The organism is Streptomyces sp. SN-593 (assembly GCF_016756395.1).
Classification (GTDB): domain Bacteria; phylum Actinomycetota; class Actinomycetes; order Streptomycetales; family Streptomycetaceae; genus Actinacidiphila; species Actinacidiphila reveromycinica.
In genome coordinates this window covers 346,186-362,097 of the sequence record NZ_AP018365.1, presented here as the reverse complement: position 1 = coordinate 362,097, position 15,912 = coordinate 346,186, and the positions used below count along the sequence as shown (strand labels likewise).

The 15,912-nt window shown below is 74.7% G+C and carries 11 protein-coding genes; 10 read left to right on the top strand and 1 reads right to left on the bottom strand.

Annotated elements, in window-relative coordinates; translation table 11 throughout:
* The first annotated feature begins 180 nt into the window (after nucleotides 1–180).
* The 6 genes from RVR_RS01540 to rraA are packed head-to-tail and all read left to right on the top strand — an operon-like array spanning nucleotide 181 to nucleotide 7,242.
* A complete protein-coding gene (locus tag RVR_RS01540; protein ID WP_202232049.1) occupies nucleotides 181–1,308 on the top strand; it encodes an extracellular solute-binding protein in 1,128 nt (375 codons plus the stop codon).
* Nucleotides 1,305–3,065 carry an ABC transporter permease gene (locus RVR_RS01535; protein ID WP_202232048.1) on the top strand — a complete coding sequence of 587 codons (1,761 nt, stop codon included), beginning with the start codon at nucleotides 1,305–1,307 and terminating at the stop codon, nucleotides 3,063–3,065. Before RVR_RS01540 ends, RVR_RS01535 begins: the two co-directional genes overlap by 4 nt.
* Nucleotides 3,062–4,210, top strand: coding sequence for an ABC transporter ATP-binding protein (locus RVR_RS01530; protein ID WP_202232047.1), 1,149 nt, complete (start codon nucleotides 3,062–3,064; stop codon nucleotides 4,208–4,210). Before RVR_RS01535 ends, RVR_RS01530 begins: the two co-directional genes overlap by 4 nt.
* A gap of 38 nt (nucleotides 4,211–4,248) precedes the next feature.
* A complete protein-coding gene (locus RVR_RS01525; RefSeq protein ID WP_202232046.1) occupies nucleotides 4,249–4,998 on the top strand; it encodes an SDR family NAD(P)-dependent oxidoreductase in 750 nt (249 codons plus the stop codon).
* Nucleotides 4,999–5,051: 53 nt separating this feature from the next.
* Entirely contained in the window at nucleotides 5,052–6,770 is a 1,719-nt protein-coding gene (locus RVR_RS01520) for a thiamine pyrophosphate-binding protein (RefSeq protein ID WP_202232045.1), read from the top strand.
* Complete coding sequence (gene rraA / locus RVR_RS01515) at nucleotides 6,760–7,242, top strand: ribonuclease E activity regulator RraA (protein WP_202232044.1); 483 nt, start codon at nucleotides 6,760–6,762, stop codon at nucleotides 7,240–7,242. The genes RVR_RS01520 and rraA overlap by 11 nt, the downstream gene beginning before the upstream one ends.
* Before the next feature lie 17 nt (nucleotides 7,243–7,259).
* Here rraA and RVR_RS01510 read toward each other — a convergent pair whose 3' ends face one another.
* Complete coding sequence (locus RVR_RS01510) at nucleotides 7,260–9,062, bottom strand: sensor histidine kinase (protein WP_237404507.1); 1,803 nt, start codon at nucleotides 9,060–9,062, stop codon at nucleotides 7,260–7,262.
* 290 nt (nucleotides 9,063–9,352) lie between these two features.
* On the opposite strand from RVR_RS01510, the gene RVR_RS01505 reads away from it, so the two are divergent.
* The 4 genes from RVR_RS01505 (at nucleotide 9,353) to nrfD (ending at nucleotide 15,797) form a co-directional block, all read left to right on the top strand.
* Entirely contained in the window at nucleotides 9,353–10,069 is a 717-nt protein-coding gene (locus RVR_RS01505; RefSeq protein ID WP_202232043.1) for a DUF2470 domain-containing protein, read from the top strand.
* Nucleotides 10,070–10,429: 360 nt separating this feature from the next.
* A complete protein-coding gene (gene fdh / locus RVR_RS01500; RefSeq protein WP_202232042.1) occupies nucleotides 10,430–13,693 on the top strand; it encodes a formate dehydrogenase in 3,264 nt (1,087 codons plus the stop codon).
* Nucleotides 13,690–14,739, top strand: coding sequence for a 4Fe-4S dicluster domain-containing protein (locus RVR_RS01495; protein WP_202232041.1), 1,050 nt, complete (start codon nucleotides 13,690–13,692; stop codon nucleotides 14,737–14,739). Before fdh ends, RVR_RS01495 begins: the two co-directional genes overlap by 4 nt.
* On the top strand, nucleotides 14,736–15,797 hold the full coding sequence (nrfD, locus tag RVR_RS01490) for an NrfD/PsrC family molybdoenzyme membrane anchor subunit (protein ID WP_202232040.1): 1,062 nt from the start codon (nucleotides 14,736–14,738) through the stop codon (nucleotides 15,795–15,797). Before RVR_RS01495 ends, nrfD begins: the two co-directional genes overlap by 4 nt.
* Nucleotides 15,798–15,912: the final 115 nt, after the last annotated feature.

The window sequence follows — 15,912 nt, the reverse complement described above, 5'->3', positions numbered from 1 at the left end:
ACGGCCGAGGGCCGAGGGCCGGCGACGCGACCGCGGCGACCCCGCACCTCCGCGACCCGGTGCCCGCTGCCCGTCCCGGCCACGCCGGCGGCCGGCCCGCGCGTCCCGCGCCGAGCCGGCCCGCCCGCTCGGCCCCGGAGGACGGGCGTCCCCGTATCGATCAGATGGGAAGTAGCGCAGGTGACAACACTCTGGAGACGACGTGCCCTCGCGGCGGTCGCGGTGGGGGTCTGCTCGGCCGTCCTCGCCGCGTGCGGCGGACCGAACCTGTCCCCGGCGTCCAAGAAGGCCGCCAAGCTCACGTCCACGTCCGACCTGGCGGCGCTGGTGAAGACGGCGCGCTCGGAGGGGACGCTGACCGTCTACACCGCCATCCAGGCCGACCAGATGAAGGGCTGGACGGCCGCGTTCACGAAGAAGTACGGCGTCAAGGTGAAGATCCTCCGGCTGTCGAGCGCGACGCTGGGCACCACGTTCCAGACCCAGCAGCAGGCCGGCCGCAACAAGGCGGACGTGCTGGAGACCAGCAACCTCTCCCAGTTGGAGGGCTTCCGCCGGCAGAAGTGGATCGCCCACTACACCCCGCAGGCCGCGGACCTGTATCCGGGCGACCGGGTGGTGCCCGGCTACCTCTACCCGCTCTACCAGTCCAACGGCGGCGTCGCGTGGAACACCAAGACCACGCCGGCCGCGGTCCAGCGCGAACTCGCCGCCGACCCGTGGAACGCGCTGCTCGACCCGGCGCTCAAGGGGAAGATCATGCTGATCTCGCCGTCCAACGGCGGCTCCGGCATGGCGTACTACGCCAACCTCGTCTACAACCTCGGCTCGCAGTACGGCTGGTCGTACCTGGAGAAGCTCGCCAAGCAGAAGCCGGCCATCACCGACAGCATCGCCTCCATCTCCCAGCAGGTCTCGGCCGGCACCTACTACGCCACGGACTTCGGTGAGGAGTCGATCTTCGGACCGCTGGCGGCCGAGGGCGCGCCGGTGCGCTTCTCCTCGCTGTCGCGGATGAACGCCACCCAGTTCATGCAGGCCATCCCCAGCTCCGCCCCGCACCCGGCCGCGGCCCGGCTGTGGAGCGAGTGGACCGCCACGCTCGCCGGCCAGCAGGCGATGACGAAGTCCACCGGCGGCGAGTCGTCGGCCAAGGGCTGGACGGACAACACCAGTTACGCCGACGAGCCCTGGTACCGGCCGGTGGCGCAGCCGTGGCTGGAGTGGCGCACCGACCCGCGGCTCCAGGACGACAAGCTCCAGACCTTCCTGAAAAAGTGGAACTCCGTCTTCGGGGTGCAGTCATGAGCGCCGTCGGCGACCTCACCGGCGCCCCGGCACCCGCCCCCGCCGCGCCGCGCGATTCCGGCGCCCCGCCGGCCGCCCCGGCCGCCTCGCGCTCCGGCCTCGCCCTGCTCCCGCTGACCTGGGCGGCGCTGGCGGTGCTCGTGCTGGGGCCGGTGCTCTACGTCGTGGTGGCCTCGGTGCTCAGCCAGCCCACCGACCTCGGCTCGGGGTTCGACTTCTCGGCCGCCCGGGAGGTCTTCACCACCGCCCACATGCTCAGGCTGCTCGGCGAGACGATCGTCTTCGCGCTCGTCGTCGCGGCCCTGACCACGGTGATCGGCACCGCGCTCGCGTGGAGCACCACGCGGCTGCAGATGCGCGGCAGCCGGGTGCGCGAGGTGCTGTGCATCGGGTCGCTGTTCGTCGCGCCGTTCGTGACCGCGGTGGCCTGGATCTGGCTGGCCACCCCGCAGACCGGCGTGCTCAACCGCTACCTGCACGACGCCCACGTCCCCGGCTGGCTCCAGCCGGACGTCCTCTCCGTCGGCGGCATGGTCTTCGTGCTCGTCACGCACTTCGTGCCCTACTCGTACTTCTTCGTCTCCGCGGCGATGCGCGGGATGGACCCCACGCTGGAGGAGGCGTCCCTCGTCAACGGGCGCAACCTGCTGTCCACCACGCTGCGCATCTCGCTGCCGATGATCCGCCCGGCGATCCTGTCCTCGGCGCTGTTCGTCGCGATCCTGTCGATGGGCGAGTTCACGGTGCCGAGCATCCTCGGGCAGGGCGGCGCCTTCCAGCCGCTGTCGGTGGAGGTCTACAAGGCGCTCTACGGCGACGTGCAGGACATCCCGCTGGGCGCCTCGATCAGCGCGGAACTGCTGATCACCTGCCTGGTCGGCCTCTACCTCTACCAGCGCACCGTCCGCAGCAGCGGCCGGTACGTCTCGGTCGGCGGCCGCGGGCACCGCGACGGCCGGATCCGGGTCCGGCGCGGCACCGCGGCCGTGGTGTGGGTGCTGACGGCCGGCTACGGACTGGTGGCGTTCGTGATCCCGTTCGCCGCCCTGGTGCTCATGTCGCTGTCGAAGTACCTCGCCCCGTCCATCGGCGACATGCACCTGTCCTTCGCCAACCTGTGGAACACCATCGACACCGGCGAGATCCGCACCGCGACGCTCCACTCGGTGATCCTCGCCGTGGTGGTGCCGGTGGTCTGCATCGCCATCGGCCTGGCCGTCGTCTACCTGTCCGACCGGCTGCGCATGCCGACCAGCGGCGCGATGGTCTACATCGCCACGGCGCCGCTCGCGCTGCCCGGCCTGGTCATGGGCATGGGCGTGCTGCTGCTGTTCATCCGCACCCCGCTCTACCTGACCCTGCCGATCATCGCCATCGGGCTCGTGTCGATCTCGCTGACCCACGCGGTGCGGCTGATCTCCAACGGCTTCCACCAGATCGACCCGACCCTGGAGGAGGCGTCGCTGGTGTGCGGTGCCTCCCGGCTGCGGACGGTGTGGTCGGTGCTGCTGCCGCTGATCCGGCCGTCGGTCTTCTCGGCGTTCACCCTGATCTTCGTGCTGGCGCTGCGCGAACTGAACGTCGCGGTGGTCCTCTACTCGCCCGACTCCAACGTGCTGTCGGTCGTCGCCTGGAACTACTCCGAGAGCGCGCTGACCAAGGCCGCGGCCGTCGGCGTGCTCCAGGTCGTCGTCATGTTCGTCGGGATGGGCATCCTCCGGCTCGTCCTCAACCCCGACAGGAAGAAAGCGTCATGAAGCCTCAGCACCTTCAACCGGCGACCGCGGCGGCGCCGGCGGGCCCGGCGATCCTCGACGTCGACGGCCTCATCGCCGAGCACGGCACCAACCGCGTCGTCAACGGGGTGTCCTTCCGCATCCAGGAAGGGGAGTTCGTCACCCTGCTCGGTCCCAGCGGCTGCGGGAAGACCACGACGCTGCGCTGCGTGGCGGGCCTGCACCGGGCGGCCGGCGGATCGATTTCGATCGACGGCCGACTGGTCGCCGACGGGCGCACCCACGTCCGCCCGGAGCACCGCTCCCTCAACATGGTCTTCCAGTCCTACGCGCTGTGGCCGCACATGACGGTGTTCCAGAACATCGCCTACGGCCTGCGCGCCCAGAAGGTCCCCAAGCCGGAGATCGTCCACCGCGTCGAGGAGGTGCTGGAGCTCGTCGGCCTCGGCGGCTACGGCAGCCGGTCGGCCAGCCAGCTCAGCGGCGGGCAGCAGCAGCGCGTGGTGCTCGCCCGCGGACTCGCCACCCGCCCGCGGCTGCTCCTGCTCGACGAGCCGCTGAGCAACCTGGACTCCGAACTGCGGGCCCGGATGCGCACCGAGATCCACACCCTCCAGCGCACCCTCGGCCTGACCACCCTGTACGTCACGCACGACCGCGCCGAGGCGCTCGCCCTGTCCGACCGGGTCATCGTGCTGCGGGACGGCGTGGTGCAGCAGGTCGGACCGCCCGGCACCCTCTACGACGAGCCCGTCAACCGCTTCGTCGCCGAGGCGCTCGGCCCGGTCAACGTGCTGCGCGCGGTGGTCACCGAGACCGGCGGATCGCCGACGGCCCAACTCACCGGTGTCGAGGGCGCCCCCCGGGTGCCGATCGCGGTCGGCACCCACGACGCGGCACCCGGGCAGGAGATCGACGTCCTCGTCCGCCCGGAGGCGCTGCGCCTGGCGCCGGCCGGACTGCCCGGCACCGACGAGTTCCCCGCGACCGTCAGCGTCGTGGAGTTCCTCGGCAACCGCACCGAGGTGACCTGCACGGCGGGCGGCAGCGAGGTCCGGATCGACCTCGACGGCCGGCTGACCGGCGTCGAACGCGGCGACATGGTGAACGTCGCGCTGCGCGAGGACCGCGGCGCCGGCGCCCCGCACTGGCAGCCGGTCGGCTGACCCGCCCGCCTCGATCCCGCGCCGCACGAAAGGAAGCCATGGACCACCAGCTCAAGGACAAGACCGCGGTCGTCACCGGGGCGAGCGCCGGCATCGGGCGCGCCATCGCCACGCTCCTGGCCGCCGAGGGGGTGCGGCTGGCACTCGTCGCCCGCCGCCAGGAGTCCCTCGACCTGCTCGCCGACGAACTCGCCGGGCGCGGCGCCGCCCGCCCGGTGACCATCGCGCAGGACGTTACGGCACAGGACGCCGCCGAGCGCGTCGCGCAGCAGGCCCGCCTGGGCCTGGGCGACGTCGACATCCTGGTGAACAGCGCGGGCGGGCACCGGTCGCCCCGCGAGGGCGCCACGGAAGAGCACTGGGACCTCGCGATGCGGCTCAACTTCACCCAGCAGCGCCGACTCGCCGCGCAACTGGTGCCGGACATGGCCGCCCGCGGCTGGGGCCGTGTCGTCAACATCACCGGCAAGTCCGAACCGCCCCGCATGAGCCCGGAGTTCTCCGCGAAGGCCGCGGTGCACGCCTGGTCCAAGGGGCTGTCCCGCGACGTCGGCCCGCACGGCGTCACCGTGAACTGCATCGCGCCCGGCCGCATCCTCACCGAGCAGATGTCCCGCAACTACACCGAGCGGCAGCGCACCGAACACGCGCGGGAGATCCCGCTCGGGCGCTACGGCCGCCCCGAGGAACTGGCGGCGCTGGCGGTCTTCCTGTGCTCGCCGCTCGCCTCCTACGTCACCGGCACGGTGATCGCCTGCGACGGCGGTCTGCGCCGGTACCAGCTCTGAACCGCACCGGAGCCCGCCGTCCGGGCCCGACGACACGAAGAAGGTGCACCACCGTGCAGACCCATGCCCAATCCGTCTCCCGCGTGATCGCCGACCACGGCACCACGCATGTGTTCACCCTGATGGGTGACGGCAACATGCACCTCGTGCTCGCGCTGGCGGACGCGGGCGTCGAGATCGTCGAGGTGCGCCACGAGAGCGCCGCGGTCGCGATGGCCGAGGGCTACGGCTGGTCCTCGGGCCGGGTGGGCATCTGCTCGGTCACCCACGGCCCCGGCCTCAGCCACACCGCCACGTCGCTGCTGGTCGCCGCCCGCAACCGCTCGCCGCTGGTGCTGCTCGCCGGCGAGACCCCCACCGGCTACCGGGGCGCCCAGCGGTTCGACCAGCGCCGCCTGGTCGAGGCGTGCGAGGCCGGCTACCGGGCGGTGACCGCGCGGGAGGACGCCGGCGCCGTCGTGGCGGCGGCGATCGCCGAGGCCGCCCGCGACCGCCGCCCGGTCGTCGTCGGCATCCCCGCGGACCTGATCGAGGCGGACGTGAAGGCGCCCGCCGTACCCGCTCCCGACGGCGTCCCCGCCGGCGTCCCCGACCCCGCTCCCGCCGCCCTGGTCGACGACGCCGCCAACCGGGCCGCCGCGGCCCGGCTGCGCGAGGAACTGCGGCACGCCGCACGCCCCGTGCTGCTCGCCGGGCGCGGTGTGACGGCCGGCGACGCCGCCGCGCTCGTCACCGAACTCGCCGAGCTGACCGGCGCGGCACTGGCGACGACGCTGCCGGCGAAGGGCCTGTTCGACGGCCACCCGCTCGACCTCGGCATCGCCGGCGGGCTGTCCCACCCGGACGCCGAGCCGGTCTTCCGCGACGCCGACCTCGTCCTCGCCCTCGGGTCGAGCGCCGGCGCCAGCACCACCCGCTCCGGCACGCTCTTCCCCGACGCCCGGCTGGTCAGGCTCGACGTCCTGCCCGCCCCGGGCGCGGAGACCGCCCCCGACGACGCGCCGGTACGCGGCGAGGTCCGCGCCACCCTCACCCTGCTCCTCGACGCGCTGCGGGACGAGGCCCCGGCGCGGCCGTGGTTCCGGCCCGCGCGTGCGCTGCCGGAGTGCTGGAGCGACGAACTGGCCGGCTACGCGCCCGAGCCCGCGCCCGGCACGGTCGATCCCCGCCACGCGGTCCTCGCCCTCGACCCGCTGCTGCCCGACGACGCCGTGATCGTGGTGAGCAACGGCCACTGCTCCGGCTTCGCGTCGGCCCTGCTGCGGGCGGCCGCCCCGCGCTCCTTCCACCTGGCCCAGGGCTTCGGCTCGATCGGCCAGGGCCTGACCACCGCCGTGGGCGTCGCCCTCGGCGCCCCGGAGCGCCACGTCGTCCTCGTCGAGGGCGACGCCGGGTTCATGATGCACGCCCAGGACCTCGACACCGCCGCCCGCGCCGGGGCGCACCTCACCACCTTCGTCCTCAACGACGAGGCGCTGGGCACCGAGTACCACCGGCTCGGCCCCGGCCCGGGCCGGGGCGACCTCGCGGTCGTGCCGACCCCCGGGATCGCCGGGATCGCCACCGCCATGGGCGCCGTGGGCCGGCTCGTCACCGACCTCGCCGAACTGCCCGACGCCGCACGGGACGCGCTCGCCGCCCGTACCGCCGTCGTCGAGATCCGCACCGCCCGCGCCGTCCGGAGCCGGCACCTGCGCTGGCGGCAGATCCCCGTCCCGGCCGGCATCGGCCGCCGCACGCCCGCCACCGGAGGAGACACCCGTGCCCGCTGACCCGACGTCCTGGTCCACCGCCGACCTCTGCGACGCGCACGAGGGAACGATCGGCGCCTGCACCGGCCAGTTCACGCTGTACGGCGGGCACCGCGCCTTCCGCGGGACCGTCGCGACCGTGCGGTGCGAGGACGACAACGTCCTGGCCCGCCAGGCGATGTCCGAACCCGGCGCGGGCCGGGTGCTCGTCGTGGACGGCGGCGGCTCGCTGCGCTGCGCCCTGATGGGCGACCAGATGGCCGAGGTGGCGCTGGCCAACGGCTGGGCCGGGGTCGTGGTCAACGGCGCGGTCCGCGACACCGCCCTGCTGCGCCGGCTGCCGCTCGGCGTCGCCGCACTGGGCTCCAACCCCCTGCGGAGCGGCAAGCAGGGCACCGGCCGGCGCGACGGCGAGGTCTCCTTCGGCGGCGTCACCTTCCGGCCCGGCGCCACCGTGTACGTCGACGAGGACGGCGTCGTGGTCCTTCCCTGACCGCGCCCGGGCCACGGTCAGGGGCCGTCGGCCCGGGCGGTCGGGGGAGGGGTTGCCGCGGCCCGGGCGGTCGGGGAAGGGGTGGTCGGGGGAGGGGTTGCCGCGGGCCCGGCGGTCGGCACGCGCCACACCAGGCGGGTGCCCCCGCCCGCCCCGGCGCCGAGTGTCATCTCCCCGCCGAGGTGTTCGGCCCGTTCGGCGAGGTTGCGCAGGCCGCTGCGGCGCCCGCCCTCCGGGGTTCCGACGCCGTCGTCGGTCACGCTGACGGTCAGCACACCGGAGCCGGCGACGAGCGAGACCTCCCCGGAGCGGGCGTGCGCGTGGCGGGCGACATTGGACAGGGCCTCGGTGACCACGGCGAGGGCCTCGTCGGCCGCCGGCGCGGGCACGTCGGTGTCGATCAGCCCCTCCATCCGCAGGGCGGGCGTGAACCCGAGCGGCCGGGCGGCCTGTTCGACAGCGGCGGAGACCCGGGCCCGCAGGCCGTGCCCGCCGGGCCCGGCGTCCCGTGCCCGCAGGCCGAAGATCGTCGAGCGGATGATCTTGATCGTCTCGTCGAGGTCGTCCACCGCGCGCACCAGGCGCTCCTCCGCCTCCGGGTGCTCGACGAAGCGCAGGGCGCTCTGGAGCGTCATGCCGGTGGCGAACAGCCGCTGGATGGCCAGGTCGTGCAGGTCCCGGGCGATCCGGTCGCGGTCCTCCAGGAGCGCCACCTGCTCGGCGGCGCGGCGGCGTTCGGCCAGTTCCAGCGCGAGCGCGGCCTGGCCGGCGAAGCCGAGCAGCGGCGACGTCTCGGCCTCGGTGAAGGCCGCCGAGCCGGCCGCGCGGCCCAGCAGCAGCGCGCCGCGCACCCCGTCGTCGGTGACCATCGGCACCGCGACCACGGGGCCGAGACCGGCCCAGCGGGGCGGGCCCGCGCTCGCCCGCGGGTCCGTCGCGATCCGGCGGGTGGTCAGGGGCTGCCGCGCCTGCATCGCGGCCCCCATGAAGCTGCCCTCACGCGGCAGCACCAGGCCCCGGTGCGCGTCCGCGTCCACGCCGACGGCGATCACCTCCTGGAGGTCGCCGGTCCCGCTCACCGGCAGTGCCACGACGGCGAGGTCCGCGTCGAGGTTGCGGCGCCCGTGCTCCGCGATCAGCCGCAGGACCTCCCTCTCGTCCGCCCCCGACAGCAGCGCGCCGACCACCTCGGCGTTGGCCGACATCCACTGCTGGCCGTCGCGGGCCGCCTTGTAGAGCCGGGCGTTCTCGATCGCCACGCCTGCGGCGACCGCGAGCGTCGACAGCAGCGTCTCGTCCTCGCCGTCGAACTCCCGCCCGCCGCGCTTCCCGGTCAGGTAGAGGTTGCCGAAGACCTCCTCCCGCACCCGGACGGGCACGCCGAGGAAGGAGTGCATCGGCGGGTGGTGCGCAGGGAAGCCGTGGGACGCCGGGTGCTCGGACAGCTCCCGCAGCCGCAAGGGCGCGGGGTGGCGGATGAGTTCGCCGAGGATGCCGTGGCCCGACGGCAGCGGGCCGATCGCCTCGGCCTGCTGCGGGGAGACGCCCACGGTCAGGAACTCCGCGAGCCGGTCGTCCTCGCCGATCACGCCCAGCGCGCCGTACTCCGCGTCCACCAGCGCCGCGGCCGTCTCCACGATGCGCCGCAGCACCTGGCGGAGGTCCAGGTCCCGTCCGACGGACAGCACCGCTTCGAGCAGGGTGTGGACGCGGTCCCGGGTGCCCCGCACGGCGTCGATCCTGACCTGGAGCTCCTCCAGCAGCTCGTCGAGTCGCAGCCGCGGCAACTGCCCGCCCGCAGTGGTCCGATCCGCAGGCACGGTCCCCTCCCTCGCCGCCGAGCCGACCCGACACCTGGTGCCGGTCCCACGCTATCGGCTGCCCCGGGCCGTCACGCGGCTGTTCGGCGAACTGCCGCGGGCGGCCGGGGAGTCCGGGCGCCGTCCTGTCGCGGGAATCCGCGCGGGGATCCCCGCGGGGAGCGGCGCGAGGAATCGGCGCGGGGAATCGGGTCGGGGAAATGGGGCGGGCCATTGCGCGGCCTCCGGTACTGGCAGGATGCCCACCGCATAAGTAAGGTAAGGCTTGCCTAACTTCCTGGGAGGGATGTGTGAGCGTCTTCAAGACGGCCACCGTGTGCGAACCGACGCCTGCCGAGAGGGTGCGGACCGTCCTCGCGGCCGCCGACTCGCTCAGCGCGACGACCGTGTGGGCGTGCGAGGAGGTGATGGTCGGCGCGGCCGTGGAGTTCGGCGCCGGGACCCGGCTGCGCCTGCCCGCCGACTGCCACCTGGCCGGCGAGGCCCGGGCCGCGGGGCCGGGCGGCATGCCGGCGGTGCTGGAGTGGACCGACGTCGCGCCGGTCCCGGTGGCGGTCCGGGTCCGCGCGCAGGTGCGCGTCCTGGCCCGCCTGTACGCGCCGGAACCCGGCCCCGCGGGAACCGTGCGGTTGCGCGCCGACCTCCGCCAGGTCGGGCTCACCACCGAGGGCCGGGCGACGGCCCTGGTCGCGCCCCGGGCCCTGGCCACCGCGCTGCCGGACCCGCTCGCCACCGCCGAGGCCCGGCTGCTGCTGCACCTGGCCGAGGACCACCAGGACCATGTGGAGGCGCTGGCCCGCCTGCTGAACACCCGCCAGCTCCTGGGCGTCACGCGCGTCACCCCGCTGGCGCTCGACCGGTACGGGATCGTCCTGCGGCTGGACTACGGCCGCCGCCGGCAGGACGTCCGCCTGCGGTTCCTCCGCCCGCTGTCGGACCCGGACGACCTCGGCCACCACCTGCACGCCCTGCTCGCCCAGGGGCACCGCCCCCGCGGCCTGGCCTGAACGGCCGCCCGCGGGGCCCTCGCGCGGCCGCGGGCCGGCCCGCGCGACGCGCCCCGCCCGCCTGCGGTCCCGCCCCTCCCGGCTGCGCCGCCCCTTCCTGCTGCGCCGCCCCTCCTGGCGCGTCGCCGCATCCGTCGGGCCGACCGCCTGAACGGCCCCCGCGCCTCCGCCGGGCGGCGGCGCCCACCGGGCGGCCGGGGCATCCCCCGTGGTACCAGGGAGGGGGAACCCCCGCACCGACCGGCCCGGCGGCCGTCACGCGCGGGGCGCCGGCCGAAGGCACCCGGGGGCGCCGCACCGCTCCGTCGCCGTCCCGGCGCGGGGGGCGCCACTTCCGCGCACGGAGGGAAGCAGGACCTCATGGGCGTACGCACCTGGCTCCAGGACTGGCCGGTGTACCGGCAGCTCACCGGCGACGACCCGCTCGGGCGGGGGGCCGCCGCCGCGTCGCCGCGCACCCGCGCGCTCACCGCCAGGACCGAGGACGCCGACCGGGTGGTGAAGTCCGTCTGCCCGTACTGCGCGGTGGGCTGCGCGCAGAACGTCTACGTCAAGGACGACCGGATCGTGCAGATCGAGGGTGACCCGGACTCGCCGGTCAGCCGCGGCCGGCTGTGCCCCAAGGGCTCCGCGACCCTCCAGCTCACCACCGGCGACGCGCGGCGGTACGAGGTGCTCTACCGCCGGCCGCACGCCACCGACTGGGAACGGCTGGACCTGGAGACGGCCATGGAGATGGTCGCCGACCGGGTCGTGCGCACCCGCCGGGAGAACTGGCAGGACGAGGTGGACGGGGTGCGCGTCAACCGCACCCTGGGCATCGCCAGCCTCGGCGGCGCGACGCTGGACAACGAGGAGAACTACCTGATCAAGAAGCTCTTCACCGGGCTCGGTGTGATCCAGGTGGAGAACCAGGCGCGGGTCTGCCACAGCGCGACCGTCGCCGGCCTCGGCACCTCCTTCGGGCGCGGCGGCGCCACCACGTTCCTCCAGGACCTTCAGAACGCCGACTGCATCGTCATCGAGGGCTCCAACTTCGCCGAGGCGCACCCGGTCGGCTTCCAGTGGGTGATGGAGGCCAAGGCGCGCGGCGCGAAGGTGATCCACGTCGATCCGCGGTTCACCCGCACCAGCGCGCTGGCCGACCTGCACGTGCCGATCCGGGCCGGCAGCGACATCGCCTTCCTCGGCGCCCTCATCAACCACGTCCTCCAGACCGGCTCGGACTTCCGCGAGTACGTCCTCGCCTACACCAACGCCTCCACGATCATCCGGGAGGACTTCCAGGACACCGAGGACCTCGGCGGCGTCTTCTCCGGGCTCGACGAGGAGACCGGCCACTACGACACGGAGACCTGGCAGTACGAAGGCGGTGACGTCCAGGCCGCCTCGGGCGAACGCGACCCCCAGGACGCTCGGCGCACCGGGCAGGACAGGGCGCGGGCCGCCGCGGGGGGCTCGGAGTCGCACGGCTCGGGCGGGCCCCGGGTCGCGCCCGAGCCGCACCGCGACCCGACGCTGAGCCACCCGCGCTGCGTCTACCAGATCCTCAAGCGCCACTACGCCCGCTACACCCCGCAGATGGTCGAGGAGGTCTGCGGCATCCCGCGGGAGACCTTCGCGGAGGTCTGCCGCGCCCTGGTGGAGAACTCCGGCCGCGAGCGCACCACCGAGTTCGTCTACGCCGTCGGCTGGACCCAGCACACCGTCGGCGCCCAGTACATCCGGGCCGCCTGCGTCCTCCAGTTGCTGCTGGGCAACATCGGCCGCCCCGGGGGCGGTATCCAGGCCCTGCGCGGCCACGCCAGCATCCAGGGCAGCAGCGACATCCCCACCCTGTTCAACCTGCTGCCGGGCTACCTCCCGATGCCGCACGCGCACGCCCACCAGGACCTGGACACCTTCGTGGAGGCGGTGCGGACCGACAAGGGCTTCTGGGGCGACATGCGCGCGTACATGGTGAGCCTGCTGAAGGCGTACTACGGCGACGCGGCCACGGCCCGGAACGACTTCTGCTTCGGCCACCTGCCGCGGCTGACCGGCTCGCACAGCACCTACGACACGGTCCTGGCCCAGCTCGAAGGCGTGTGCAAGGGCTACTTCGTCCTGGGCGAGAACCCCGCGGTCGGCTCCGCCAACGCCCGGATGCAGCGGCTGGGCATGGCGCGGCTGGACTGGCTGGTGGTCCGGGACTTCTCCCTGATCGAGTCCGCGACGTGGTGGAAGGACGGCCCGGAGATCGAGACCGGCGAGCTGCGCACGCAGGACATCGGCACCGAGGTGTTCTTCTTCCCGGCGGCCGCCCACGTCGAGAAGGCCGGGTCCTTCACCAACACCAACCGGATGCTCCAGTGGCACCACCCCGCCAAGGAGCCCGACGGCGACGCCCGCAGCGACCTGTGGTTCGTCTACCACCTGGGCCGCCTGGTCAGGGACCGCCTGGCCTGGTCCACCGACCCGGCCGACCGCCAGTTCATGGACCTGGCCTGGGACTACCCCACGCAAGGGGAGCTGGCCGAGCCCAGCGCCGAGGCCGTCCTCGCCGAGATCAACGGCCGCGGCCCGGACGGCGGGCACCTGTCGGCCTCCACCGAGCTGAAGGACGACGGTTCGACCGCGTGCGGCTGCTGGATCTACTGCGGCGTCTACGCCGACGGCGTCAACCAGGCCGCCCGCCGCAAGCCGCACACCGAACAGGACTGGGTGGCGGCCGAATGGGCGTGGGCCTGGCCGGCGAACCGCCGCATCCTGTACAACCGGGCCTCCGCCGACCCCGAGGGGCGGCCCTGGAGCGAGCGCAAGGCGTACGTGTGGTGGGACGGCGAGCAGGGCAGGTGGACCGGCCACGACGTGCCCGACTTCATCGCCGACCGGCCGCCCTCCCACCGCCCGCCGGAGGGCGCCACCGGACCCGACGCGCTCGGCGGCGCCGACCCGTTCATCATGCAGGCCGACGGCAAGGGCTGGCTGTTCGCCGCCGCCGGGCTGGTCGACGGGCCGCTGCCCGCGCACTACGAGCCGCAGGACTCGCCGGTGCGCAACCCCGTCCACCCGGACCAGCAGCGCAACCCCGTGCGCCGGGTCCCCTCCCGCGAGCAGAACCGCTTCCACCCCAGCGGGCGGGACCCGGGCGCGGACGTCTTCCCGTACGTGGTGACGACCTACCGCCTCACCGAGCACTTCACCGCCGGCGGCATGACCCGCTGGTCCCCGTACCTGGCCGAGCTCCAGCCGGAGATGTTCTGCGAGGTCTCCCCGGAACTCGCCGCCGAACGCCGCCTGGAGCACTCCGGCTGGGCCACGCTGGTGACCGCCCGCGGCGCCATCGAGGCACGGGTGCTGGTCACCGAGCGGATGACCCCGCTGCGCGTCGGCGGCCGGACGATCCACCAGATCGGACTGCCCTACCACTGGGGGCCGAACGGCTACAGCACCGGCGACGCGGCCAACGAGCTGACCGCGATCGCGCTCGACCCCAACGTGCACATCCAGGAGGTCAAGGCGCTGACCGCCGACATCCGCCCGGGGCGCCGCCCCCGCGGTCCGGAACTGCTCGACCTGATCGCCTCCTACCGGCGGCGCGCCGGGACGACCGGGGGCACCGGAACGGAGGTGACGGGATGAGTTCGATCATCGGTCGCAACCTGCTCGCCGGAGCCGAGCCCGACCCGGCCGGGGACGCGGGCCACGGCCCCGACCACCCGCCGAGGGTCGGCTTCTTCACCGACACCTCCGTGTGCATCGGCTGCAAGGCGTGCGAGGTGGCCTGCAAGGAGTGGAACGCCGTTCCCGAGGACGGCCTCGCCCTGACCGGCATGTCCTACGACAACACCCAGGGGCTGAGCGCCGACTCGTGGCGGCACGTGGCGTTCGTCGAGCAGAGCCGCCCGCTCGGACCGCCCGCCCCCGCGGACGCGGCCGACCGGCCGGTGGACCCGGCGGCCGCGCCCGACCACAGCGGCGTCGACGTGTTCGCCCTGGCCGCCGGGCAGCCCGCCGCGGCCGGCGCGCCCGACCTCCCGGCGCGGGCGGCGGATTCCGCGGCCGGCGCCGCACCGGCGCCGCCGTCGCCCGACGGCCGCACCGAACTGCGCTGGCTGATGTCCTCCGACGTGTGCAAGCACTGCACGCACGCAGCCTGCCTCGACGTGTGCCCCACCGGTGCCCTGTTCCGCACCGAGTTCGGCACGGTGGTGGTGCAGCAGGACATCTGCAACGGCTGCGGCTACTGCGTGCCCGCCTGCCCCTACGGCGTCATCGGCCAGCGCGAACAGGACGGCCGCGTCTTCAAGTGCACCCTGTGCTACGACCGGCTCGGCGCCGGCATGGAACCCGCCTGTGCCAAGGCGTGCCCCACCGAGTCCATCCAGTTCGGGCCGCTCGACGAGCTGAGGCGGCGCGCCGCCGCCCGCGTCGACCAACTGCACGCGGCGGGCGTGCCGGAAGCCGCCCTCTACGGCGCGGACCCCGGCGACGGCGTCGGCGGCGACGGCGCCTTCTTCCTGCTGCTGGACGCGCCCGAGGTCTACGGCCTGCCGCCCGACCCGGTCGTCACCACCCGGGACCTGCCGGCCATGTGGCGGCAGGCCGGGTACGCCGCCGCGTCGCTGCTCGGCGGCCTGGCCGCCGTCTTCGCCGCCTGCGGCACCCACCGGAAGGGACCTCGATGAGCAGATCCTCCGTCCGCCGGGACGGCGTCCACGGCGAACGCCCCGGCCGGCAGGCACCCGGCGGCCAGGGCACCGCGACCACGGCCCCCCTGGCGCGCGGCCGCCGCCGCGGCCGCGGGGGAGAGGAACTCATGGTGCCCGGCGCCGAGTTCACCTCCTACTACGGCAGGCCGATCATCAAACGGCCGACCTGGCGGGCTCGGGACATCGCCGGCTACTTCTTCCTCGGCGGCCTCGCCGGCGCCGGCTCCGTCGTCGCGGCCGGCGCCGGGGCCACCGGCCGCCCCGTCATGGCCCGCGCGCTCAAGGTGTCCTCCCTGGCCGCCGTCACCGGCTCGGCCGCCGCGCTCGTCCACGACCTCGGCCGCCCGGCCCGGTTCGCCCACATGCTGCGGGTGCTGCGCCCCACCTCGCCCATGAGCGTCGGCTCCTGGCTGCTGTCCGCCTACGGGCCCGCCGCGGGCGCCGCCGCCGTGCTGGACCTGACCGGACGGTTGCCGCGCCTGGGGCGCGCCGCCACCGGGTCCGCGGCGCTGCTCGGGTCCGCCGTCGCCGCGTACACGGCGGTGCTCGCCGCCGACACCGCCGTCCCGGCCTGGCACGACGGGTACCGCGAACTGCCCTTCGTGTTCACCGGTTCCGCCACGCTGGCCGCCTCGGGGATGGCGCTGCTGGCCTCGCCCGTCGGCGAGAACGCCCCCGCCGTCGCGGGCGCGCTGCTCGGCACCGCGGTGGAGACCGCCGCCGTCGTCACCATGGAACGCAGGCTCGGCATGATCGCCGAGCCCTACCGGCACGGACGCGGCGGACGGTTGATGCGTGCGGCGACCGCGCTGTCCGCGGCGGGGGCGGCGGGCGCGGTCCTGCGCGCCCGCCGCAGCCGCTCGGCGGCGGCGCTGAGCGGCGCGCTGCTGCTGGCGGCCTCGGCCTGCACGCGCTTCGGTGTCTTCCACGCGGGCGTGGCGTCGGCCGACGACCCCAAGTACACGGTGCTCCCGCAGCGCGAACGCCTCCGCCGCCGGGCCGAGGAGGCCGCCGCCGCGAGCACGGCGGAGTGAGGGCCGCCCGCGGGGGCGGTGGAGTGGCGCCTTCACGGGGTGAACGTGTGCGGCCGGAGGCCGGGGGTGGCGCGTTCTCGGGCCGGACGGGTGGACGAGGCCGCGCGGGCGCGGG

Coding starts and splice junctions, on each gene's coding strand:
- RVR_RS01535 (WP_202232048.1), top strand. CDS start 1,305: ATGAGCGCCGTCGGCGACCTCACCGGCGCCCCGGCACCCGCCCCCGCC.
- RVR_RS01530 (WP_202232047.1), top strand. CDS start 3,062: ATGAAGCCTCAGCACCTTCAACCGGCGACCGCGGCGGCGCCGGCGGGC.
- RVR_RS01525 (WP_202232046.1), top strand. CDS start 4,249: ATGGACCACCAGCTCAAGGACAAGACCGCGGTCGTCACCGGGGCGAGC.
- fdh (WP_202232042.1), top strand. CDS start 10,430: ATGGGCGTACGCACCTGGCTCCAGGACTGGCCGGTGTACCGGCAGCTC.
- RVR_RS01495 (WP_202232041.1), top strand. CDS start 13,690: ATGAGTTCGATCATCGGTCGCAACCTGCTCGCCGGAGCCGAGCCCGAC.
- nrfD (WP_202232040.1), top strand. CDS start 14,736: ATGAGCAGATCCTCCGTCCGCCGGGACGGCGTCCACGGCGAACGCCCC.